Source organism: Roseateles sp. P4_D2 (assembly GCF_056401875.1).
On sequence record NZ_JBFUIM010000013.1, the window covers coordinates 80,658 to 102,097 of the forward strand.

At 66.7% G+C, this 21,440-nt stretch carries 17 protein-coding genes, 1 tRNA gene and 2 pseudogenes; 15 read left to right on the forward strand and 5 right to left on the reverse strand.

Annotation, left to right across the window (positions count from 1 at the left end; all coding sequences use genetic code 11):
• Window positions 1-2: 2 nt before the first annotated feature.
• From AC1DW0_RS21970 to AC1DW0_RS22000, 7 genes are all read left to right on the forward strand, one after another.
• A complete protein-coding gene (locus tag AC1DW0_RS21970; protein ID WP_477948003.1) occupies window positions 3-3,158 on the forward strand; it encodes an efflux RND transporter permease subunit in 3,156 nt (1,051 codons plus the stop codon).
• Window positions 3,155-4,531: an efflux transporter outer membrane subunit gene (locus AC1DW0_RS21975; RefSeq protein WP_457350616.1), complete on the forward strand. Its 1,377-nt coding sequence runs from the start codon at window positions 3,155-3,157 to the stop codon at window positions 4,529-4,531. The genes AC1DW0_RS21970 and AC1DW0_RS21975 overlap by 4 nt, the downstream gene beginning before the upstream one ends.
• Before the next feature lie 4 nt (window positions 4,532-4,535).
• Window positions 4,536-5,498, forward strand: coding sequence for an extracellular catalytic domain type 1 short-chain-length polyhydroxyalkanoate depolymerase (locus AC1DW0_RS21980; protein ID WP_477948005.1), 963 nt, complete (start codon window positions 4,536-4,538; stop codon window positions 5,496-5,498).
• Window positions 5,499-5,567: 69 nt separating this feature from the next.
• A complete protein-coding gene (locus AC1DW0_RS21985; protein WP_477948007.1) occupies window positions 5,568-6,029 on the forward strand; it encodes a thioredoxin family protein in 462 nt (153 codons plus the stop codon).
• Complete coding sequence (locus AC1DW0_RS21990; RefSeq protein WP_477948009.1) at window positions 6,026-7,165, forward strand: MFS transporter; 1,140 nt, start codon at window positions 6,026-6,028, stop codon at window positions 7,163-7,165. The genes AC1DW0_RS21985 and AC1DW0_RS21990 overlap by 4 nt, the downstream gene beginning before the upstream one ends.
• 280 nt (window positions 7,166-7,445) lie before the next feature.
• Window positions 7,446-7,748 carry a helix-turn-helix domain-containing protein gene (locus AC1DW0_RS21995; RefSeq protein ID WP_457322519.1) on the forward strand — a complete coding sequence of 101 codons (303 nt, stop codon included), beginning with the start codon at window positions 7,446-7,448 and terminating at the stop codon, window positions 7,746-7,748.
• On the forward strand, window positions 7,745-9,148 hold the full coding sequence (locus tag AC1DW0_RS22000; RefSeq protein ID WP_477948011.1) for a HipA domain-containing protein: 1,404 nt from the start codon (window positions 7,745-7,747) through the stop codon (window positions 9,146-9,148). Before AC1DW0_RS21995 ends, AC1DW0_RS22000 begins: the two co-directional genes overlap by 4 nt.
• A 109-nt stretch (window positions 9,149-9,257) precedes the next feature.
• Here AC1DW0_RS22000 and AC1DW0_RS22005 read toward each other — a convergent pair whose 3' ends face one another.
• The gene (locus AC1DW0_RS22005; RefSeq protein ID WP_477948013.1) at window positions 9,258-10,022 is read right to left on the reverse strand and encodes a DeoR/GlpR family DNA-binding transcription regulator; all 765 of its coding nucleotides are present in this window, start codon (window positions 10,020-10,022) and stop codon (window positions 9,258-9,260) included.
• 188 nt (window positions 10,023-10,210) lie between these two features.
• Here AC1DW0_RS22005 and glpD point away from each other — a divergent pair, with 188 nt between their 5' ends.
• The 8 genes from glpD to AC1DW0_RS22045 all read left to right on the forward strand — a co-directional run bounded on the left by glpD (window position 10,211) and on the right by AC1DW0_RS22045 (window position 19,286).
• Window positions 10,211-11,833: a glycerol-3-phosphate dehydrogenase gene (gene glpD, locus AC1DW0_RS22010; RefSeq protein ID WP_477948015.1), complete on the forward strand. Its 1,623-nt coding sequence runs from the start codon at window positions 10,211-10,213 to the stop codon at window positions 11,831-11,833.
• The gene (locus tag AC1DW0_RS22015; protein ID WP_477948017.1) at window positions 11,824-12,894 is read left to right on the forward strand and encodes an ABC transporter ATP-binding protein; all 1,071 of its coding nucleotides are present in this window, start codon (window positions 11,824-11,826) and stop codon (window positions 12,892-12,894) included. Before glpD ends, AC1DW0_RS22015 begins: the two co-directional genes overlap by 10 nt.
• On the forward strand, window positions 12,894-13,922 hold the full coding sequence (locus AC1DW0_RS22020) for an ABC transporter ATP-binding protein (RefSeq protein WP_477948019.1): 1,029 nt from the start codon (window positions 12,894-12,896) through the stop codon (window positions 13,920-13,922). The genes AC1DW0_RS22015 and AC1DW0_RS22020 overlap by 1 nt, the downstream gene beginning before the upstream one ends.
• Complete coding sequence (locus AC1DW0_RS22025) at window positions 13,919-14,800, forward strand: carbohydrate ABC transporter permease (RefSeq protein ID WP_477948021.1); 882 nt, start codon at window positions 13,919-13,921, stop codon at window positions 14,798-14,800. Before AC1DW0_RS22020 ends, AC1DW0_RS22025 begins: the two co-directional genes overlap by 4 nt.
• Complete coding sequence (locus AC1DW0_RS22030) at window positions 14,793-15,605, forward strand: carbohydrate ABC transporter permease (RefSeq protein ID WP_056205621.1); 813 nt, start codon at window positions 14,793-14,795, stop codon at window positions 15,603-15,605. Before AC1DW0_RS22025 ends, AC1DW0_RS22030 begins: the two co-directional genes overlap by 8 nt.
• 30 nt (window positions 15,606-15,635) lie before the next feature.
• Window positions 15,636-15,944 (forward strand): DUF2160 domain-containing protein, encoded by a 309-nt coding sequence (locus AC1DW0_RS22035; RefSeq protein WP_056205623.1) that lies wholly within the window; start codon window positions 15,636-15,638, stop codon window positions 15,942-15,944.
• Between the two features lie 253 nt (window positions 15,945-16,197).
• Window positions 16,198-17,931, forward strand: coding sequence for an ABC transporter substrate-binding protein (locus AC1DW0_RS22040; protein ID WP_056205625.1), 1,734 nt, complete (start codon window positions 16,198-16,200; stop codon window positions 17,929-17,931).
• An 896-nt stretch (window positions 17,932-18,827) separates the two neighbouring features.
• A complete protein-coding gene (locus tag AC1DW0_RS22045; protein ID WP_477948141.1) occupies window positions 18,828-19,286 on the forward strand; it encodes a tyrosine-type recombinase/integrase in 459 nt (152 codons plus the stop codon).
• A 49-nt stretch (window positions 19,287-19,335) separates the two neighbouring features.
• Here AC1DW0_RS22045 and AC1DW0_RS22050 read toward each other — a convergent pair whose 3' ends face one another.
• The 4 genes and pseudogenes from AC1DW0_RS22050 to AC1DW0_RS22065 all read right to left on the reverse strand — a co-directional run.
• Window positions 19,336-20,304 (reverse strand): S1 family peptidase, encoded by a 969-nt coding sequence (locus tag AC1DW0_RS22050; RefSeq protein ID WP_477948024.1) that lies wholly within the window; start codon window positions 20,302-20,304, stop codon window positions 19,336-19,338.
• Between the two features lie 281 nt (window positions 20,305-20,585).
• Window positions 20,586-20,661, reverse strand: a tRNA-Phe gene (locus AC1DW0_RS22055).
• A 77-nt stretch (window positions 20,662-20,738) separates the two neighbouring features.
• Window positions 20,739-20,924 (reverse strand): annotated as a pseudogene (locus AC1DW0_RS22060) (helix-turn-helix domain-containing protein); the annotation flags it as partial.
• Window positions 20,925-21,068: 144 nt separating this feature from the next.
• Window positions 21,069-21,437: pseudogene (locus AC1DW0_RS22065) on the reverse strand (response regulator); the annotation flags it as partial.
• Window positions 21,438-21,440 lie beyond the last annotated feature (3 nt).

The window sequence follows — 21,440 nt, forward strand, 5'->3', positions numbered from 1 at the left end:
ACATGGCGCAGTTCTTCATCAACCGGCCCATCTTCGCGTGGGTCATCGCCCTGTTCATCACGGTCATCGGCATCGTCGCGGTCACGCAGCTGCCGATCGCGCAGTACCCGCCGGTGGCGCCGCCGTCCATCGTGCTGTCGGTCAGCTACCCCGGCGCTTCGGCCCAGACGCTGGAGGACTCGGTCATCAGCGTCATCGAACGCGAGATGAACGGCTCGCCCGGCCTCATCTACATGGAAGCCGTCGCCCAGGCCGACGGCACCGGCTCCATCACGATGAGCTTCGACCCGGCCACCAGCCCCGACCTGGCCCAGGTGGACGTGCAGAACCGCTACGCCCGCGCCCAGCCGCGCCTGCCTCAGGCCGTCATCCAGCAGGGCGTGCGGGTGGACAAGGCCAACCCCAACTTCCTGCTCTTCATCATCCTGTCGAGCAGCAACCCGGCCTTCGACCCCATCGCGCTGGGCGACTACGCCTCGCGCACCGTGCTGCCCGAGATCCAGCGCGTGCCCGGCGTGGGCCAGGGCCTGCTGTTCGGCACCGAGCGCGCCATGCGCATCTGGCTGGACCCGGCCAAGCTGGTGGGCTTCCGACTCGCGCCGGCCGACGTGAACGCCGCCATCCAGGCCCAGAACGCCCAGGTCAGCTCCGGCTCCATCGGCGACCTGCCCAATGTGCCCGGCCAGCCGGTCGCGGCCACGGTCGTCGTGCGCGGCCAGCTCACGAACGTGGAGCAGTTCGGCAACATCATCCTGCGCGCCAACGCCGACGGCTCCACCGTGCGGCTCAAGGACGTGGCCCGCATCGAGCTGGGCGCCGACAGCTACACCGGCCGCTCCACGCGACTGAACGGCAATCCCTCGGCCGGCGTGGGCGTGCAGCTCGCCCCTGCGGCCAATGCGCTGCAGACGGCCAAGCTCATCAAGCAGCGGCTCAAGCAGCTGGAGCCCTATTTCCCGGCGGGCGTGAAGGCCACCATCCCCTACGACAGCTCGCTGTTCATCGACATCTCCATCTCGCAAGTCGTCGAGACGCTGGTGGAGGCCGTCGCGCTGGTGTTCCTCGTGATGTTCCTGTTCCTGCAGAACATCCGCTACACCATCATCCCCACGCTGGTCGTGCCCATCGCGCTGCTGGGCAGCTTCGCCACGCTGCTGGCCCTGGGCTTCTCCATCAACGTGCTGACGATGTTCGGCATGGTGCTGGTCATCGGCATCGTGGTGGACGACGCCATCGTCGTGGTGGAGAACGTCGAGCGCGTCATGAGCGAGGAGGGGCTGTCGCCCCTCAAGGCCACGCGCAAAGCCATGGGGCAGATCTCCGGCGCCATCGTCGGCGTGACGGTGGTGCTGATCTCGGTGTTCGTGCCGCTGGCCTTCTTCTCGGGCTCCATCGGCAACATCTACCGCCAGTTCTCGGCGGTGATGGTCAGCTCCATCGCCTTCTCGGCCTTCCTGGCGCTGTCGCTGACGCCGGCGCTGTGCGCCACGCTGCTCAAGCCCGTCGAAGCCGGCCATCACCTGGAGAAGCGCGGCTTCTTCGGCTGGTTCAACCGCGGCTTCTCGCGCACGGCCAAGGGCTACGAGGGCTGGGTGTCCAAGTTCATCTACCGCGGCGCGCGCATGGCTGTGGTCTACGCGGCCGTCATCGCGGCGGCCGTGCTGGTGTTCCAGAAGCTGCCCACCTCCTTCGTGCCCAATGAAGACCAGGGCAACATCCTCGTCAACATCCAGCTGCCGCCGGGCGCCACCCAAGCCCGCACGCTGAATGTCGTGAAGCAGGTCGAGGACTACATGCTCAAGCAGCCCGAGGTGGAGAGCATGGTCGGCGTCGTCGGCTTCAGCTTCTCGGGCGCGGGGCAGAACGCAGGCCTGGCCTTCGTCACGCTCAAGCCCTGGGACGAGCGCCACGGCCCCGAGCACTCCGCGCAAGGCCTGGCCGCCCGCGCCTTCGGGGCGCTGAGCAAGGTGCGCGACGCCATCATCTTCCCGACCAGCCCGCCGCCCATTCGCGATCTGGGCCGCGCCAACGGCTTCGCCTTCCGCCTGCAGGACCGCAGCGGCCACACGCGCGCCGAACTGCTGGCCGCGCGCAACCAACTGCTGGGCGCCGCGGCCAAGAACCCGCTGCTGAACGCCGTGCGCCCCGACGGCCTGGAGGACGCCGCGCAGCTGGAGCTCAGCATCGACCGCGACCGTGCGCAGGCGCTGGGCGTGAACATTGGCGCCGTCAACGCGGTGCTGGGCACGTCGCTGGGGTCCACCTACGTGAACGACTTCCCCAACACCGGCCGCCTGCAGCGCGTCATCGTGCAGGCCGATGCGCCCGCGCGCATGCAGCCCGAGGACCTCGCCCGGCTCAACGTGCTCAACAACGCCGGCCAGCCGGTGCCTCTGAGCGCCTTCTCGACCAGCAAGTGGGTCACCGGCGCCATGCAGACCGTGCGCTACAACGGCTACTCGGCCATGCGCATCCTGGGCGAGCCGGCCAAGGGCGTGTCCACGGGCGTGGCCATCGCCGAGATGGAGAAGATCGCGGCCACCCTGCCCGACGGCTTCGGCTACGAGTGGACCGGCCAGTCGCGCGAGGAAAAGCTCTCGGGCTCCACGGCCTTCATCCTGTTCGGCTTCTCGCTGCTGGCCGTGTTCCTTTGCCTGGCCGCGCTGTACGAGAGCTGGAGCATCCCGCTCGCCGTCGTCCTCGTGGTGCCGCTGGGCGTGCTCGGCGTGGTGCTGGGTGCGACCTTCCGGGGGTTGGAGAACGACGTCTATTTCAAGGTCGGCATGATCACCATCATCGGCCTGTCGGCCAAGAACGCGGTGCTGATCATCGAGTTCGCCAAGGACCTGCAGGCCCACGGCAAGAGCGTATTCGACGCGGTGCGCGAAGCGGCCCACCTGCGCTTTCGCCCCATCATCATGACCTCGCTGGCCTTCATGCTGGGCGTGCTGCCGCTGGTGCTCGCCAGCGGCGCGGGCTCGGCCAGCCAGCGTGCCATCGGCACGGGCGTGCTGGGCGGCATGTTGACGGCCACGGCGCTGGCCGTGTTCTTCGTGCCGGTGTTCTTCGTCGTCGTGCGCCGCTTCTTCCCGGGCAGCGAGCGGCAGCGCAAGCGCGATGCCCACGAGGCCGAGGACGAGTCGGGAGGCCAGGCATGAAGACGTCTCTCTCGCTGATCGCCCTCGCGGCGCTGCTGGCCGCCTGCGCCGGCCCCGAGCCCAAGCGCCCGGTTGCCTCGGAAGCCGCGGCCGCAGCCGTGCCGCAAGCCTTTCCGCAAGCCGGTGGCCCTGGCGCGACGGCCGCCACCGAGTTGCCCTGGGCCCAGGCCTTCAAGGGCGCGCGGCTGCAAAAGCTGATCCCGCTGGCCCTGGCCAACAACCGCGACCTGCGCGTGGCGGTGCTCAACATCGAGAGCGCCCGCGCCACCGCTTCGGCGCGCGATGCCGACCTCTGGCCCACCGTCAACGCCGGCATCAGCGGCTCGCGCACGCCGACGGCGGCTGGCGGCATCAACAGCGTCTACCAGGCCGGCCTGCAGGTCTCGGCCTATGAGCTGGACCTGTTCGGCCGCCTGCGTGGCCTGAGCGCCGCGGCCGCCGCACAGGTGCTGGCGGCGCAGTCCAACCAGCAGGCGGTGCGCACGGCGCTGGTGGCGAGCGTCGCCAATACCGAGATCGCGCTGCAGGCCGACGAGGCCCTGCTGAAGATCACGCGCGACGCCCTCGCCACGCGCGAGCAGTCGCTGTCGCTGACCCGGCAGCGCTTCGAAGGCGGCGTGTCAGGCGAGCTGGACCTGCGCTCGGCCGAGTCCTCCTGGCAGGCGGCCCGCGCCGTGCTGGCCCAGGCCCAGCGCCAGCGCGCGCTGGACGAGAACGCGCTGGCCCTGCTGATCGGCGGCCCGCTGCCGGCCGACCTGCCCGCGCCCACCGGCGACCTGGCGGACTTCGAGCCCCTGGCCGAGTTGCCCGCCGGGGTGCCCAGCGAGGTGCTGACACGCCGGCCCGACATCCGCCAGGCCGAGTTTCAGCTCGGCGCAACGGACGCCAACATCGATGCCGCCCGCGCCGCCTTCTGGCCGCGCATCACGCTGACCGGCAGCGTCGGCACGGCCAGCGGCCATCTGTCCGACCTGTTCAAGAACTCGGCCTGGAGCTTTGCGCCGCAGCTGATCCAGCCCCTCTTCGACGCCGGCCGCAACCGCGCCAACCTGGCCGGAGCACGAGCGTCGCGGGACATTGCGCTGGCCCAGTACGAGAAGGCCATCCAGACCGCCTTCCGCGAGGTCGCCGACAGCCTCGCGGGCCGCGCCACGCTGGCCGAACAGCGCGCCGCACTGGCTGCCCAGGTGGAAGCCGAGACTCGCCGCCTGAACGCGGCCGAGCAGCGCTACACGGCCGGTGTCTCCAGCGCCCTGGACCGGTTGGACGCACAGCGCTCGCTGTTCGCGGCCCAGCAGACCCTGGTGCAGGTGCAAAGCCAGCGCGCGCAGAACCTGGTGGCGCTGTACCGTGCCTTGGGCGGCGGAGGCTGACCCCATGCGCGGGCTGGCGCTTGCCCTTGTCCTGCTGGCGCTGCTGCCAACGGCGCAGGCCCAAGGGACGCTGCGAGAACGCATCAAGGCCCGCATTGAGGAGCGCCGCGCCGACAAGGGCGGCGGCCTGCAGGAGCTGCAGGTGCAGGGCCGCAAGGTGCTGGTCCATCTGCCGACGGGTTATGACGCCAGCCGCCCCGCGCCGCTGGTGCTGGCCTTCCACGGCGGCGGCGGCCATGCCGGGTACATGGCCGACGACGAGAAATACGGCTTGCAGAAGAAGGCCGACCAGGCCGGCTTCGTCGTCGCCTTCCCCAATGGCTACAGCAAGCTGCCGGGTGGGAAGTTCGCCACCTGGAACGCCGGCGGCTGCTGCGGCGACGCGCGCGACCGCAATGTGGACGACGTCGCCTTCGTCCGCGCCACCGTCATGGCGATCAAGGACAAATACAGCATCGACGCCAGCCGCGTCTTCGCCACCGGCATGTCCAACGGCGGCATGCTCAGCCACCGCCTGGCCTGCGAGGCCGCCGATGTGTTCCGCGCCGTCGCTTCGGTCGCCGGCACCGATGCCACCGCCAGCTGCGCGCCGAGCAAGCCCATCGCCGTGCTGCACATCCACGCCAAGGATGATGACCATGTGCTCTTCAACGGCGGCGCCGGCCAAGGCGCCTTCCGCGACGAGAGCAAGGTCATGAGCTTCATCTCCGTGCCCGAGACGATCTCGCGCTGGGTGCAGCGCGACCACTGCGCGGTGCCGCCGCAGCGCGTGCTCGACAAGCCCGGCGCCACCTGCGAGACCTACAGCGGCTGCAGCGGCGGCGTCAGCGTGCAGCTCTGCGTCACCGAGACCGGCGGCCATTCCTGGCCTGGCGCGCCCAGCGTGCGCCGCGGCAAAGGGGCGGCCTCGCAGGCGCTGGACGCCAACGACGTGATCTGGCGCTTCTTCGAGCAGGCCTCACGCTAGACCCTGCTGGAATCGCTTCCAATTTTCTGACCCATACTGCGCCGCACAACCAATGCCGCCCTCGCCGCCATGCGTTTCCTGACTGCCGCCCTCCTCCTTGCCACCAGCCTTTGCGCCACCGCCGGCGGCCCGCCGGCCATCTACGACGAAGGCGTCGACGCCAAGGCTGCGATCCGCGCCACCTTGGCGGAAGCCGAGAAGGCCAAGCTGCCCGTGCTGGTCGTCTTCGGCGCCAACTGGTGCGGCGACTGCCGCATGCTGGACAACAGCTTCAAGCACGGCCCGAGCGCGCCGCTGATCGCCAAGAGCTTCAAGGTCGTCAAGGTCGACGTCGGCCGCTTCGACCGCAATGTCGACATTGCCGAGAGCTACCGCGTGCCACTGAAGAAAGGCATCCCCGCCGTCGCCGTGCTGTCGCCGCAAGGCAAGCTGATCTACGCCACCGAAGGCGGCGAGCTGGCCGACGCCCGCAAGATGGGCGACCAGGGCGTCTACGACTTCTTCAGCCGCGTGACTGCCTCGGCCAAGTGACGGTCTCCCTGACCGGCGCCTCGTGGGCCCTGCGCACGCAGTTCTTCGTGCTGGGCGTGATGTTCGCCACGTGGGGCGTGCATGTGCCCACCGTCAAGGCCCATTACGGGCTGGGCGAGCAAACCCTGGCACTGGCCATGCTGGCCGGCGGCGTCGGCGCGCTGCTGGCCCTGGCCCAGGCGGGCCGCATCGTCGGCCGCTTCGGCCCCAGCGCCGTGGCCGCCACCATGGGCGTGCTGTGTTGCGCCAGCGTCGCCTGCCTGCTGGCGTTCTCGTCCTATGCGGCGCTGCTGGTCGTCATGCTCGGCTTCGGCATCACGGGCAGTCTGCTCGATGTGTCGGTCAACGTCGAGGCGACCGAGATCGAGCGCCTGTCCAAGCGGCCGCTGATGAGCGGCTTCCACGGCATGTTCAGCCTCGGCGGCATGGCAGGCGCGGGCCTGGGCAGCGTCGCGCCGGCGCTGGGCCTCACGCCGCAGGGCCATCTCTTCGTGGCCACCGGCCTGGGTGCCGTCTGCGCGCTGGTGGCCAGCCGCGCGATGCTGCCCGTCGAGCCCGGTGCGGTCGACGAAAAGCGACCGCTGAGCATTCCGCGTGGCCCGCTGCTGCTGCTGGGCGTGCTGGCGTCCATGGGCTTGATCGCCGAGGGCGCGATGTACGACTGGAGCGTGCTCTTCATGAAGCAGGAGCGCGGCAGCGAGCCCAGCACCGCGGCCCTCGCCTACGCCAGCTTCAGCGGCGCGATGGCTGTGGGCCGGTTCGGCGGCGACTGGGTGCGAGCGCGCATGTCGGGCACGAAGCTGATGCGGGCCAGCGGCGTACTCGGCGCCGCCGGCATGGCGCTGGCGTTGGCCGTGCCTTCGCCCGTCGTGGCGCTGATCGGTTTCGCGCTGGTGGGGCTGGGCCTGTCCAACGTCGTACCGGTGATCTTCAGCGCGGCGTCGCAAGTGCCCGGCGTGTCTTCGGCCCACGGCATCGCGGCCGTGTCTGGCGTCGGCTACCTCGGCATGATGGCCGGCCCGCCGCTGATCGGGCTGATCGCCGAGCATTCGTCGCTGACGGCCGGCCTGGTCGTCGTCGTCGTGTTCGCCGTCTTCATGGCGCTGTCGGCGAAGCGGGCAATGCGCGGGGCCTGACGCCGGGCGCAGCAGGACGAAACCGGGGCGGGGTCATCTACCCACGACCGGCCGGCTTGGGCCACTTGATGCGCGCGGTGAGCTCGCCCTTGTGCTGTCGCATGGCGGGCAAACTCGTTTCGGAATTTAAGGCATCAAGCTGGCAGGACCGAAGATAGCGAGACAGTTTCGGAATTTAATGAATTTGAAGTTGTAAAGCCACAGCTGTGGCATGATTTCGGAATTCAAGAAATTTGTCCTTCCGGCATCGTCCGGAGCGCCTCATCACGGGAATTCCGAAATGACTTCCAACCCTAGCGCCCCGCCACCCGAACTCCTGCGCGTCGTGGATGCCGGCGCCCTCGGCCCGGCCATCCGAGCCCGTCGCCGCGCACAGTCGCTGCGCATCGACGATGCGGCCTCTTTGAGCGGCGTCTCCGTCGACCTGCTCTCCCGCCTCGAGAACGGCAAGGGCTCCGTGCGACTGGACAAGCTGCTGGCGGTGTTGGACAGCCTGGGGCTCGCCCTCGTGCTCGGCCCCAAGGACCACCCAACGATGCAGTCCGTCTCGCGTCCCGGAGTCGAGCCTCCGGAGCAGCCATGAACTCGGCCGCCGACGCCCCTGTTGCCCCGCATGCGCTCAACCTCTGGGCCGACGGCCAGAAGGTCGCGACGCTGGGCTATGGGGCCCTGAACGACCGGTGGTCGCTGGACTACGACGCGAACTGGGTCGCGGCGCCGGGAGCGTTTCCCCTGTCGCCTGCGCTGCCCTTCCAACCCCCGGCCGACGGCTATGCCGTCGGTGCCGTGAAGCGCTTCGTGGAGAACCTGTTGCCCGAAGGCCGCGCGCTCGACATCGCGGCCACGACTTACCGCGTCTCCAAGTCGAACATCTACGCCCTCATCAGCGCACTTGGGACCGAGACCACCGGGGCGTTCCGATTCTGGCGCTCGGATGACGTGCCGCCGGCCGCCGCCGCCAAACCGCCGCGTGAGGTGACCCGCGAAGAACTGGACCAACGAATTGCCGAGCGCGACCAGATTCCGCTGGCCGTCTGGGATGGCAAGGTCCGCATGTCCATCGCGGGCGTGCAGGACAAGTTGATGGTCTACCTGGACCGCCCGCTGAGCGACGCAGGACGTCTGTTCCTGGTCGAGCCGCCGTTGGCATCGACTCACATCCTCAAGCCCGACCCCGCGCGTGCGGTGACGCCGCATCTGGTCGTCAACGAACACTTCTGCATGTCATTGGCGCGGCGCATGAAGCTGCCCGTCGCGGAGGTCGGCATCTATCGGACACCACGGCCGGTACTCGTCGTCCGCCGCTTCGACCGGGTTGTCGTGCAAGGCGCCGGAGACGGTGCCGCGCATGGCGCCAACGAGCCCACCGTGCGGCGCCTGCACATCATCGACGCCTGCCAGGCCTCGGACCTGCCCGAGAGCTTCAAGTACGAGCGGAACCTGGGGAGCGGCGAGCACGTCCGCAACATCCGGGAGGGCGTGAGTTTCGAAATGCTGTTCGAACGCGTGGAGCAGACCGTCAACAAGGCCGTGGCACGCATGACCCTGCTGAGGTGGGCCCTGTTCCAATTCCTGATCGGCAACTGCGACGCGCACGGCAAGAACTTCTCGTTCTTCGTGCGACGCGAGGGACTGGACCCGGCGCCCTGGTATGACCTGGTCAGTGTGGTTCAGTACGCAGGCATCGACCACCAGTTGGCCATGGCCTGGGGCGATGCCTTCTCGCTGGAAGAGGTAGGAGCGTTTCAGCTGGCCGACTTTGCGCAGCGATGCGGGGTCGACAGGAAGCTACTGAAACGCGAGGCGGCACGGCTGGCCAAGCTGGCGGTGGAACACGCGCCGGCACAGGCCTTGGCGGACGACTACATCGACGACAGTGAGCGCGCCTTTGCAGGCCAACTCCGTGATTTCGTCGTGGGACAGGCTACCCGGTTGACCAAGCTCGCGGACGAGGCGTCCAAGATGAAACCTGAGTTTCTGTGACGCCTTGGAGTTCGCGGCGCTGACACAGGGGCACAGAGGCACCGAGAAGCAGCCTTCATGCCTTGCCTCTGTGCCTGCGTGCCTATTTGGTTTGCCTTTGAGCTCCATCTCAAGGCGCCACCTCGCACTGCACCCCCGCTTCCGCTAGCAGGGCTGGAAACGGCGCTGGCGGCACCTGGTCGGTGAACAGCATGTCGACCTCGTCGAGCCTGGCCAGCTTGACCATGGCCGGCCGGTTGAACTTCGAATGATCGGCCGCCAGCCACACCTGCCGCGAGTGCTCGATGATCGCCCGCGCCACCTTGACCTCGCGATAGTCGAAGTCGCGCAAGGTGCCGTCGTCCTCGATGCCGGAAATGCCGATCAGCCCGATGTCCACCTTGAACTGGCTGATGAAGTCCACCGTGGCTTCGCCGACGATGCCCCGGTCGCGGGACCGCACCACGCCACCCGCCACGATGACCTCGCAGGCGGGGTTGTCGCTCAGGATGGCGGCGACATTGAGGTTGTTGGTGATGACCCGCAGGCCCTTGTGGTTCATCAGCTCGCGCGCAACCGCCTCGGCTGTCGTGCCGATGTTGATGATCAGCGAGCAGTCTTGCGGCACGACCGCCGCGATGGCCCGCGCGATGCGCTGCTTGCTGTGCTCGTTGAGCTGCTGGCGCTGCCGGTACGCGATGTTCTCGGTCGTCGAGGTGGGTATGCGCACGCCGCCGTGAAAGCGCGCGAGCAGGCCCGAAGCGGCGAGCTGCTTCACGTCGCGACGCACCGTTTGCAGCGTCACGCCGAACTGTTCGGCCAAGGCCTCCACGGAGACCGCGCCGCGGTTGCGCACCTCCTGGATCAGCAGGGCTTGTCGTGGGTTGGGGATCATGCGCGCAAGGCAGGGTTCAAGCTTGGGGGGGCCAGCGTAAAGGCGCGCGGAGATGTTCCATAGGGGTGGATTTGCTCTTGCGCAGCGTTCGCTTGTGACTTAAAAAGAAAAACTTCGAACGCATACGAACAAAAGCGAACATCCATGGCGCGACTGCGCGGCGACCACTCACGAAGATCGGAGACAGCTTGAATGACTCCCTGACGGGCGTGACACAGCCGGCCGCATCTCCCGCCCACCCGAGTGCAGCGCAAGCATGCGACGTGCTCATCGTGGGCGGCGGCATCAACGGCGCCGGCATCGCGCGCGACCTGGCCGGGCGCGGCCTGTCGGTGGTGCTTTGCGAGAAGGACGACCTGGCCGCCCATACGTCGTCGGCATCCACCAAGATGATCCACGGCGGCATCCGGTACCTGGAGTACTACGACTTCCTGCTGGTGCGCAAGGCGCTGGCCGAGCGCGAGGTGCTGCTGCGCAGCGCCCCGCACATCATGCGTCCGCTGCGGCTGGTGGTGCCGCACGACCCAAGCATGCGCCCGGTGTGGATGATGCGCATCGGCCTGTTCCTCTACGACCACCTCGCGCGACGCGAGTTCCTGCCCGGCTCACGCACCATCCGCCTGCGCGGGCACACATTGGGCGCCCCGTTGAACCCGCGCTATTCCCGTGCCTTCCTGTACTCCGACGGTTGGACCGACGACGCCCGGCTCGTGGTGCTCAACGCACTGGACGCCGCCGAGCGGGGTGCCCAGGTGTTGACCGGTTGGCGCTGCATCGACGCCCAGCGCGACAGCACCCATTGGCAGGCTACCCTCCAGGACGCCACGGGCACCGTCCGCCTCGTGCGCGCCCGTGCCCTCGTCAACGCGGCGGGGCCCTGGGCGGCGCAGTTCCTGAAGGAGCACGCGCATGCTCAGGCGTCGAAGATCAAGCCGCTGCGGCTGGTCAAGGGCAGCCACATCGTCGTGCCCAAGCTGTTCGACCACGACCACGCCTACGCGCTGCAGGGCGCCGACAAGCGCGTCATCTTCATCATTCCCTACGAGGGCGACTACACGCTCATCGGCACCACCGACGTCGAACACAAGGGCCCGGCCGGCGACGCGAAGATCGACGACGACGAGATCCGCTACCTCTGCGAACAGGCGAGCCGCTACATGGTCAAGCCGGTGGCGCCGGGCGATGTGGTGTGGAGCTACTCCGGCGTGCGCCCGCTGATCGAGGACGACGCCGAAGATCCCTCGGCCGTGACCCGTGACTACCTGCTCGAGCTGGACACCGACGGCGCGCCCTTGCTGACCGTGTGGGGCGGCAAGATCACGACCTTCCGCAAGCTGGCCGAAGACGCGGCGGACGGGCTTTGCAAAGGCCTGGGCTTGAAGACGGCCGCGTGGACCGCAGGCACCTGGCTGCCCGGTGGCGACCTGAGCGCCTGGATCGGCCCGGCCACCCGGCCCGACGTCGACTTCGCCCGTTTCGAACAGAAGCTAGGGGAGCGGCACCCGGCGCTGCCGGTCAAACTGCGCCATCGGCTGGCGCGTTGCTATGGCGCTCGCATCGACAGGGTTCTTGGGGCCGAAGGCCTGGGTGAAGAGATCGCACCGGGCCTGCACGAGGGCGAGCTCGTCTACCTGCACGACCACGAATGGGCACGCACGCCCGACGACGTGCTGTGGCGCCGCACCAAGCTCGGGCTGCACATGAGCGAAGCACAGCGCCGGGACGTCGCCCGCTGGTGGGCGACGCGCTGGCCGGGTGAAACGACAACGACAAGCATTGGAGACAGCGTGAGGACGACGACATGGAGTTGACGCTGGAGCGGGTCGGCAAGGTGGTGGGCCCCGAGACCCATCTCTACCCACTGGACCTGAAGCTCGCGCCGGGCGCCGTCACGGTGCTGCTGGGCGCCACCCAAGCGGGCAAGACGACCCTGATGCGCTTGATGGCGGGGCTGGACAAGCCCACGCACGGCCAGGTCCACGTGGACCGCCAGGACGTGACCGGCATGCCGGTGCGCGAGCGCAACGTCGCCATGGTGTACCAGCAGTTCATCAACTACCCGTCGATGAGCGTGTACGACAACATCGCCTCGCCGCTCAAGCTGCGCCGCGAGAGGAACATCGCCGGCCGCGTGCAGGAACTGGCCGCCAAGCTGCACATCGAGCCCTTCCTTTCGCGCCTGCCGGCGGAGCTTTCGGGCGGCCAGCAACAGCGTGTGGCGCTGGCCCGCGCCCTTGCCAAGGCCGCGCCCTTGATGCTGCTCGACGAGCCCCTGGTGAACCTGGACTACAAGCTGCGCGAGGAACTGCGCGACGAACTCACGCAGCTCTTCGCCGCGGGCGACTCCACGGTGGTCTACGCCACCACCGAACCCACCGAGGCCTTGCTGCTGGGCGGCTACACCGCCGTGATGGACGCCGGCGAAGTGCTCCAGTACGGCCCCACGGCCGAGGTGTTCCACAGGCCGCGGTCGATCCGCGTCGCGCGCGCCTTCAGCGACCCGCCGATGAATCTCATCGCCGGCAACGCCACCCCGTCGGGGGTGAGCCTGCCGGCGGGTGTGCAGGTCACGACTCCCCTGCCCGCCACCCGCAGCGCCGCGCTGACCCTCGGCGTGCGCGCAAGCGCGCTGCACCTGCAAAGCCGCCCGGGCGACGTGGCGCTTCCCGGCACGGTGGAGCTGGCGGAAATCTCGGGCTCCGACACCTTCGTGCACGTGGAGACCCCGGTGGGAGAACTGGTTGCCCAACTGACCGGCGTGCACTTCTTCGATCTGGGCGCCAGCCTCACGCTGTACCTGAGCCCTGGCCAGGTGTACGTGTTCGACGCCAACGGCGAGCTGCTGGTGGCGCCGAGCAAGGAGCTGACCTGATGGCCCGCATCGAACTCGACCTGGCCCACGCCTACCGCCCCAACCCGCAGGCGGATGAAGACTACGCGCTGCTGCCGCTCAAGATGGTCTTCCGCGATGGCGGGGCGTATGCGCTGCTCGGCCCGTCGGGCTGCGGCAAGACCACGCTGCTCAACATCATCTCCGGCCTCGTCACGCCGTCGCAGGGCACGGTGCAATTCGACGGCGTCAACGTGACGCGGCAGACACCCCAGCAGCGCAACATCGCCCAGGTGTTCCAGTTCCCCGTCATCTACGACACGATGACGGTGGCCGAGAACCTGGCCTTCCCGCTGAAGAACCGCGGCGTGCCGCGCGACAGGATCAAGCAGCGCGTGGGCGTCATCGCCGAGATGCTGGAGCTGAGTGGCCAGCTCGACACCCGCGCCGCGGGCCTCGCGGCCGACGCCAAGCAGAAGATCTCGCTTGGCCGCGGCCTGGTGCGCGAGGACGTGAGCGCCGTGCTCTTCGACGAGCCGCTCACGGTCATCGACCCGCACCTCAAGTGGCAGCTGCGCCGCAAGCTCAAGCAGATCCACAAGGAGCTCAAGCTAACGCTGATCTACGTCACCCACGACCAGGTCGAAGCCCTGACCTTTGCAGAAGAAGTGGTGGTGATGACGCGCGGCCGCGCGGTGCAGATCGGCACGGCCGGCGAGCTCTTCGAGCGCCCGCAGCACACCTTCGTCGGGCATTTCATCGGCTCGCCGGGGATGAATTTCCTGCCCGCCGACGTGCTGCCCGGCGCCCCCGCCGGCGCGACGACGCTGGGCGTGCGGCCCGAGTACGTGACGCTGGCAGCACCTGATGCGGCCGGCGCATTGCAGGCCGTCGTCACGCAGCGACAGGACGTGGGCACCTACTGGCTCGTCACCGCCAAGGCCGGCGACAGCGTGATCCGCGCGCGCCTGAGCCCTGACACCACGCCGGCCGCCGTCGGCGAGACCGCGTGGTTCAGCGTGAAGGGCGGCCACACCTGCTACTACAGGAACGAGGAGCTGATGGCATGAAGCCGGTCAATCAGAAGGCATGGCTGCTGATCCTGCCGGTCATCCTGTGCGTGGCGTTCTCCGCCATCCTGCCGCTGATGACGGTCGTGAACTACTCGGTGCAGGACATCATCTCCCCCGAGCGCCGCGTGTTCGTCGGCACCGAGTGGTTCAAGGCGGTGATGCGCGACGAGGACTTGCAGGGCGCACTGCTGCGCCAGGTGGGGTTCTCGCTTTCGGTGCTGCTGGTTGAGATTCCGCTGGGCATCTGCCTCGCGCTCTCGATGCCGGCCCAGGGGTGGAAGTCTTCCGCGGTGCTGGTGCTCGTGGCCATCTCGCTGCTCATCCCGTGGAACGTGGTCGGCACCATCTGGCAGATCTATGGCCGCACCGACATCGGCCTGATGGGCGCCGCGCTCGCCTGGCTGGGCGTGGACTACAGCTACACCGGCCATGCGACCGACGCCTGGCTGACGGTGCTCGTGATGGACGTGTGGCACTGGACGCCGCTGGTCGCCTTGCTGTGCTTCGCCGGCCTGCGCGCCATCCCCGACGCCTACTACCAGGCTGCGCGCATCGACGGCGCCAGCAAGCTGTCCGTCTTCCGCTTCATCCAGCTGCCCAAGCTGCGCGGCGTGCTGATGATCGCCGTGCTGCTGCGCTTCATGGACAGCTTCATGATCTACACCGAGCCCTTCGTGCTGACCGGCGGTGGCCCGGGCAACGCGACGACCTTCCTGTCGCAGTACCTGACGCAGAAGGCCGTGGGCCAGTTCGACCTCGGCCCCGCCGCAGCCTTCTCGTTGATCTACTTCCTCATCATCCTGCTGCTGTGCTTCATCCTCTACAACTGGATGCAGCGCGTGGGCACGCAGTCGAAGGAGGTGGCCCATGGATGAGCGCCGCTTCAAGAAGCGCACGATCTTCCTGATCGCCTACCTGCTGTTTGCCATCCTGCCGGTGTACTGGATGGTCAACATGTCGTTCAAGACGAACACGGAGATCCTGTCCAGCTTCAGCCTCTGGCCGCAGCACTTCACCTGGGAACACTACAAGACCATCTTCACCGACGAGAGCTGGTACTCCGGCTACATCAACTCGCTGATCTACGTGGCCATCAACACGGTGATCTCGCTGCTGGTGGCCCTGCCGGCGGCCTACGCGTTCAGCCGCTACAGCTTCCTCGGTGACAAGCACGTTTTCTTCTGGCTTTTGACCAACCGGATGACGCCGCCGGCCGTCTTCCTGCTGCCCTTCTTCCAGCTCTACACCACGCTGGGGATGATGGATACGCACATCGCCGTGGCGCTCGCGCACCTGCTGTTCAACGTGCCGCTGGCGGTCTGGATCCTGGAAGGCTTCATGAGCGGCATCCCGCGCGAGATCGACGAGACGGCCTACATCGACGGCTACTCCTTCCCGCGCTTCTTCCTGACCATCTTCGTCCCGCTCATCAAGGCCGGCGTGGGCGTGGCGGCGTTCTTCTGCTTCATGTTCAGCTGGGTGGAACTGCTGATGGCGCGCACGCTCACGAGCGTGAACGCCAAGCCCATCGTGGCGACGATGACGCGCACGGTCAGTGCCTCCGGCATGGACTGGGGCGTGCTCGCCGCCGCCGGCGTGCTGACCATCGTGCCCGGCGCGATCGTCATCTGGTTCGTGCGGCACTACATCGCCAAGGGTTTCGCGATGGGCCGCGTCTAGCGCCCGGCGATCGACCGAAAGGAGACAAGCATGTTCGAGTGGATGGCCTGGACGCTGCCGGTGGCGGTGTTCTTCTGCAGCATCGTGCTGATGCTGATCGGCATGACGGTCTGGGAGCTGAAGTCGCCCACCACCAGCCGCCGCGGCTGGCTGCCGCTGGAGACGACCCGCGGGGACCGCCTGTTCATCGGCCTGCTGGCGGCGGCCTGGGTCAACCTGGCCTTCGTGGCCTTGAGCGAGAAGATGGTCACGTGGTTCGGCCTCGTGGATGAGCCGTCCATCTGGATCAGCTTCGTGATCTCCATGGCGCTGCTCGCGCTGATCATGCGCAAGGGCTAAGAGGGTGAGAGGACATCCAGCATGCCCGCTTTGACTCCCCAAACCACCCTGCTCGTCGTTGCAAATGCTCGCCGTAGCCCGAGCTACGGCTGTGCTTTGCGCCTAGACCAGGGCGCTTTGGGAAGCCATCTCGGCCACGCCGGATGCCCTCTCACCCTCTGAAGCGACGCAGTTTTTTCAAGAAGGCGGCCGGCCATCTCTTCCCGACCGGCGTGCCAGTGCAAGCAATGGGAAGCCATCTCAGGAGACAGACATGAAATTGCGCTTGAATGCCGTGGCCTTTGCCGCTGCTGCTCTGGCTGTGGGTCAGGGCGCATGGGCCGGCGAGGCCGAAGCCAAGAAGTGGATCGACAGCGAGTTCCAGCCCTCCACGCTGAGCAAGCAGCAGCAGGCTGGTGAGATGAAGTGGTTCATCGACGCTGCCAAGAAGCTGCAGGCCAAAGGCGTGAAGGAGATCTCAGTGGTGTCCGAAACCATCACCACGCACGAGTACGAATCCAAGACGCTCGCGAAGGCCTTCGAGGAGATCACCGGCATCAAGGTCAAGCACGACCTGATCCAGGAGGGCGACGTCGTCGAGAAGCTGCAGACCTCCATGCAGTCGGGCAAGTCAATCTACGACGGCTGGATCTCCGACTCCGACCTGATCGGCACCCACTACCGGTACGGCAAGATCATGAGCCTGACCGACTACATGGCCGGCAAGGGCAAGGAGTGGACGAACCCGGGGCTGGACCTGGCCGACTTCATCGGCACCAGCTTCACCACCGGCCCCGACAAGAAGCTCTACCAGCTGCCCGACCAGCAGTTCGCCAACCTGTACTGGTTCCGCGCCGACCTGTTCGCCAAGCCGGACCTGAAGCAGAAGTTCAAGGCCAAGTACGGCTACGAGCTGGGCGTGCCGCTGAACTGGAGCGCCTACGAGGACATCGCCGACTTCTTCTCCAACGACGTGAAGACCATCGACGGCAAGCCCATCTACGGCCACATGGACTACGGCAAGAAGGACCCGTCGCTCGGCTGGCGCTTCACCGATGCGTGGCTGTCGATGGCCGGCACCGCCGACATCGGCATCCCCAACGGCAAGCCGGTCGACGAGTGGGGCATCCGCGCCTCACCCGACGGCTGCACGCCGCTCGGCGCCAGCGTGTCGCGCGGCGGCGCCACCAATTCGCCCGCGGCCGTCTACGCACTCACCAAGTACGTCGACTGGATGAAGAAGTACGCCCCGAAGGAAGCCACCGGCATGACCTTCGGCGAGGCCGGCCCCGTGCCGGCCCAGGGCCAGATCGCCCAGCAGATCTTCTGGTACACCGCCTTCACCGCCGACATGACCAAGCCCGGCCTGCCCGTGGTCAACGCCGACGGCACGCCGAAGTGGCGCATGGCCCCGGGCCCGAACGGCCCGTACTGGAAGCAGGGCATGCAGAACGGCTACCAGGACGTGGGCTCATGGACCTTCTTCGAGGCGCACGACGCCAACAAGACCGCCGCCGCCTGGCTGTACGCGCAGTTCGTGACCGCCAAGACCGTTTCGCTGAAGAAGACCATCGTGGGCCTGACGCCCATTCGCGAGTCCGACATCCGCAGCAGCGCGATGACCGACCTGGCTCCGAAGCTCGGCGGCCTGGTGGAGTTCTATCGCAGCCCGGCCCGCGTCGCATGGACACCGACCGGCACCAACGTGCCCGACTACCCCAAGCTCGCGCAGCTCTGGTGGAAGAACGTCGCCGTCGCCGTGACGGGTGAGAAGACCCCGCAGGCCGCCATGGACAACCTGGCCGAGGAGATGGACCAGGTCATGAGCCGCCTGGAGCGCGCCGGCATGGCCCGCTGCGCGCCCAAGCTCAACAAGAAGGAAGACCCGGGCAAGTGGCTGTCCGACAAGAGCGCACCGTGGAAGAAGCTCGCCAATGAGAAACCCAAGGGCGAAACGATTGCCTACGACACGCTGCTGAATGCGTGGAAGTCGGGGAAGGTTCGCTGAGCGGGCCACTGTCTGTCGCGACGGCGATGGCGTGTCGGACCCGGCGAAGTGCCGGGTCTTTTTATTGCGTGTTGCGATTGCAGGCGAGCGCCGCAATGCGCTCGCTGCTCACGACAGGGCGCGTCACGACGCCCCTGAGGATTGCTACCCGAAAACTATCGTTTGACGAGCTGAAATTCCCCAAGGGAGGTCGGCGCCAACGTGGACCATCTGCCGCTGTACCGGCAGGAGGCCATGGATTCCGCGCGGGCGTTCCGCGGCTATGAAGCCGGAGCGGTCGACTTTCTGGTGAAGCCAGGGCCGCCGCTTGTGAGCGGTTCGCCCTCTTCGCTGAGCATCCCCGCCACGTCAGCCCGCGTGACCTAGCCAAGCAAGAAAGTTGTTTGGGTGGATGCTGGGCTGAATGAATGGATTCACGGTCAGTGAGTTCATTTGTACGCCGTTCCTTAGGAAAACCGGCGGCTTGTTGCTGAACTGATTGAACGGTGAGAACTCTCCGTACGCGCCGCCGTATGGGCAGTACTGATTGAAGATTGATGTTGCGCTGTAGCTGCTGCCGTACTCTCCGAATCGGTTGGTCAAAGAGTCCGGCTGATACGGATTGCGTGAGACGAGCCCCAGGGTTTGGCCGTCACCAGCGACGAGCGTCGTTCCCTCCAACTGGGACAAATCCTGGTGACCCGCGGCACGCACACCCCCTGCAACGCCAGGGATACCTCGACAAGCGCGGCGAGCAGGCCAAGGCCCGAGCGAACCGCGAGAAGGCCCTGCTCAGCCACATCATCAACAAAGCCCGGGAATGGGGCTATACGGACGCGCCGAACCCCTGCCAGGGGGTCAGGGGCTGCAAAGAGGCCGGACGCGATAGGTACGTCAGCGATGCCGAATTTCAGACCGTGTGGGAAAAGGCGGGGCCGACCTTGCGGGATGCAATGGACCTGGCCTTGTTGACCGGCCAGCGGCCCGCCGATGTGCTGAAGATCCAGCGCGCCGATATCCACGATGGCGCCTTGTGGATCGTGCAGAACAAGACCGGCGCGAAGCGGGCCATCGAGGTAACCGGCGAGTTGGCCCAGATCGACCGGATCAACGCCCGCCCGTACGTACGGAGAAGCGCCTGGTTGATCCAAGACGACGACGGCAAGCCCCTGGGCACCTTCGCCATGCGCTCGCGCTTTGACAAGGCCAGAAAGGCTGCGGGCGTGTCGTTTCAGTTCGGGGACATTCGAGCCAAGGCTGCGACCGACACGGGCGACTTGGCGCATTCACAGAAGCTGCTGGGGCACCGCAATCGAGAAATGACCGAGCACTATGTCCGTCAGCGTGTTGGCGAGCGCGTGCAGCCGCTTCGTTGAGTTTGGGCCCATTCCACGCCGCACCGCTCTACTCGCCGTCTGTGCCCAGCTAGCTCGCCGCGCTCTGCTGGGCAAGGTACTGCTGATGCTTCTCTTGAATGATCGAAGCAAACGCATCCAGTTGGCTGGCATTGATCACGTGTCCAAGATTCATGGGAATCCGGGTAATCGAGACGGGAATCTGATCTAAGGCATGCGGTACAGGCCGGAGTTCAAGCTTGCCTTCAGCGGTAAATTGCGGCCCGGCGTACAGCACACCAAGCAGCTTTGTCTTGACGCCCACATGGGGAACGCCTCCCTCATGGTAGATGCCGTCCTGATACAGGAAAACCGGCGAACCGCTCGATCCCGGAAAACAAGCCATATCGATTACGAACTCAGGCCGTCCCTGAAAGGACACGAGGGGGTGGGTCGCTGTCGTGCCGCGCCTCACGAGCGGCGCATTGTTCACATGGTCCCAAAGCCCGTTTGGGTATCCAACCATTGCAACAGATTCAATGTGACGCAGGGTGTTTTGCTGCTCAACGGGCATGCGATGCCCTGAATAGAGCCGGTTGTTCACGAGGCTGAGGCCACGCTCATCTATCAACGTGAATATCCGAGCCAATCGAAGAGCGCAAAGATCAACATTTGGATTTGGGTGGAGAACAACGTCCTCGCCCAGTGCGAGGCGCGCTGGCATGTGGGTGCGCCCAATGGGCAGGCCAAATGCGTCTCTCTCCGCGCCCTTGGGCGCAACCGTGATCCAGATGGTCGCGAAATCGCAGCCTTCGATTACATGCTTGTTAGTGACCAGCATTGGCGCGCACTGCGGCCGCACCGATGGCCCGACTTCGATCACCAGCCGCCCCGTCGCATCCACCAGGGGATCGGGCGGTGTCTCAATCAATTCGCCGGATAACGGGAAGTCGTAGAAGAACCCCGTGCCGGTGCTTTTCGCTTGGCCTTCTGACTCGCATTCGATGCGCGAGGTGCAGCTGGGCAGCCAATCGGCGGGACTACGTTCCAACGCGGCCATTTGTAGAAGTCCGAGCGAATTGTAGAAAAGCCCCGGGCAGAAGAACTACACGGGGCTTGCTCTAAGTGCTTGTAGCTTCGGCGAAGTCTATGTCCTGCGACGACAGTCGGAATGCTCGGGATCGGCCGGACCGATCCCTCGGCCTCGCTGGGCGCTCGGCCCGTGGCCACAGGCCACGTCCAAGGCAGTCCACCGGACTGCCTTGAGCGAACCACTCGGTGGTTCTCATCCGCCCCAAACCCCCAAACGCAAACGGCACCCCGAAGGGTGCCGTTCTTGTCTGGTGGCCTGGGGCGGAATCGAACCACCGACACGCGGATTTTCAATCCGCTGCTCTACCAACTGAGCTACCAGGCCTTGATCTGCTTCCCGAATGGCTGGCGCCGTTCAGCGAAGTCCGCGACTGTAGCACAGGCTGCGTGGCTTTTGCTACGTCAGCCGCCGCTGCCGCGCTTGTTGCGGCTCAGGTCCACGCCCAGCTGCTTGAGCTTGCGGTAGAGGTGGGTGCGCTCCAGGCCGGTCTTCTCGGCGACACGGGTCATGGAGCCGTTTTCCTTGGCGAGGTGGAACTCGAAGTAGCTCTTCTCGAAGGCGTCACGCGCCTCGCGCAGCGGGCGGTCGAGCTCGAAGCTCTGCTCGGACGCCAATGCGTTGCCAGGCATGTGGCTGTTGCCCGCGAGGCTGGCGGGCGCAGCCTGCATCGGGCTCATCTCGGGGCGGGCATAGCTGTTGGCCATGCCGACCGCCGCTGGCGCAGGGCGCGGCGGGGCGGTCTTGACCAGCGCCTGCTCGACGGCGCGCAGCAGTTTCTGCAGCGTGATCGGCTTTTCGAGGAAGGCGATGGCGCCGAACTTGGTGGCCTCCACCGCCGTGTCGATGGTGCCGTGGCCGCTCATCATGATGACGGGCATGGTCAGCACGCCGGCGCTGCCCCATTCCTTGAGCAGCGTTACGCCGTCGACGTCGGGCATCCAGATGTCGAGCAGCACGAGATCCGGGCGCATGCGTTCACGCACCGCCCGCGCCTGGGTGGCGTTCTCGGCAAGCTCAATGGTGTGTCCCTCGTCGCTGAGGATTTCGGACAACAGGGCACGGATGCCCAGTTCGTCGTCGACAACAAGAATCGTGGCCATGAA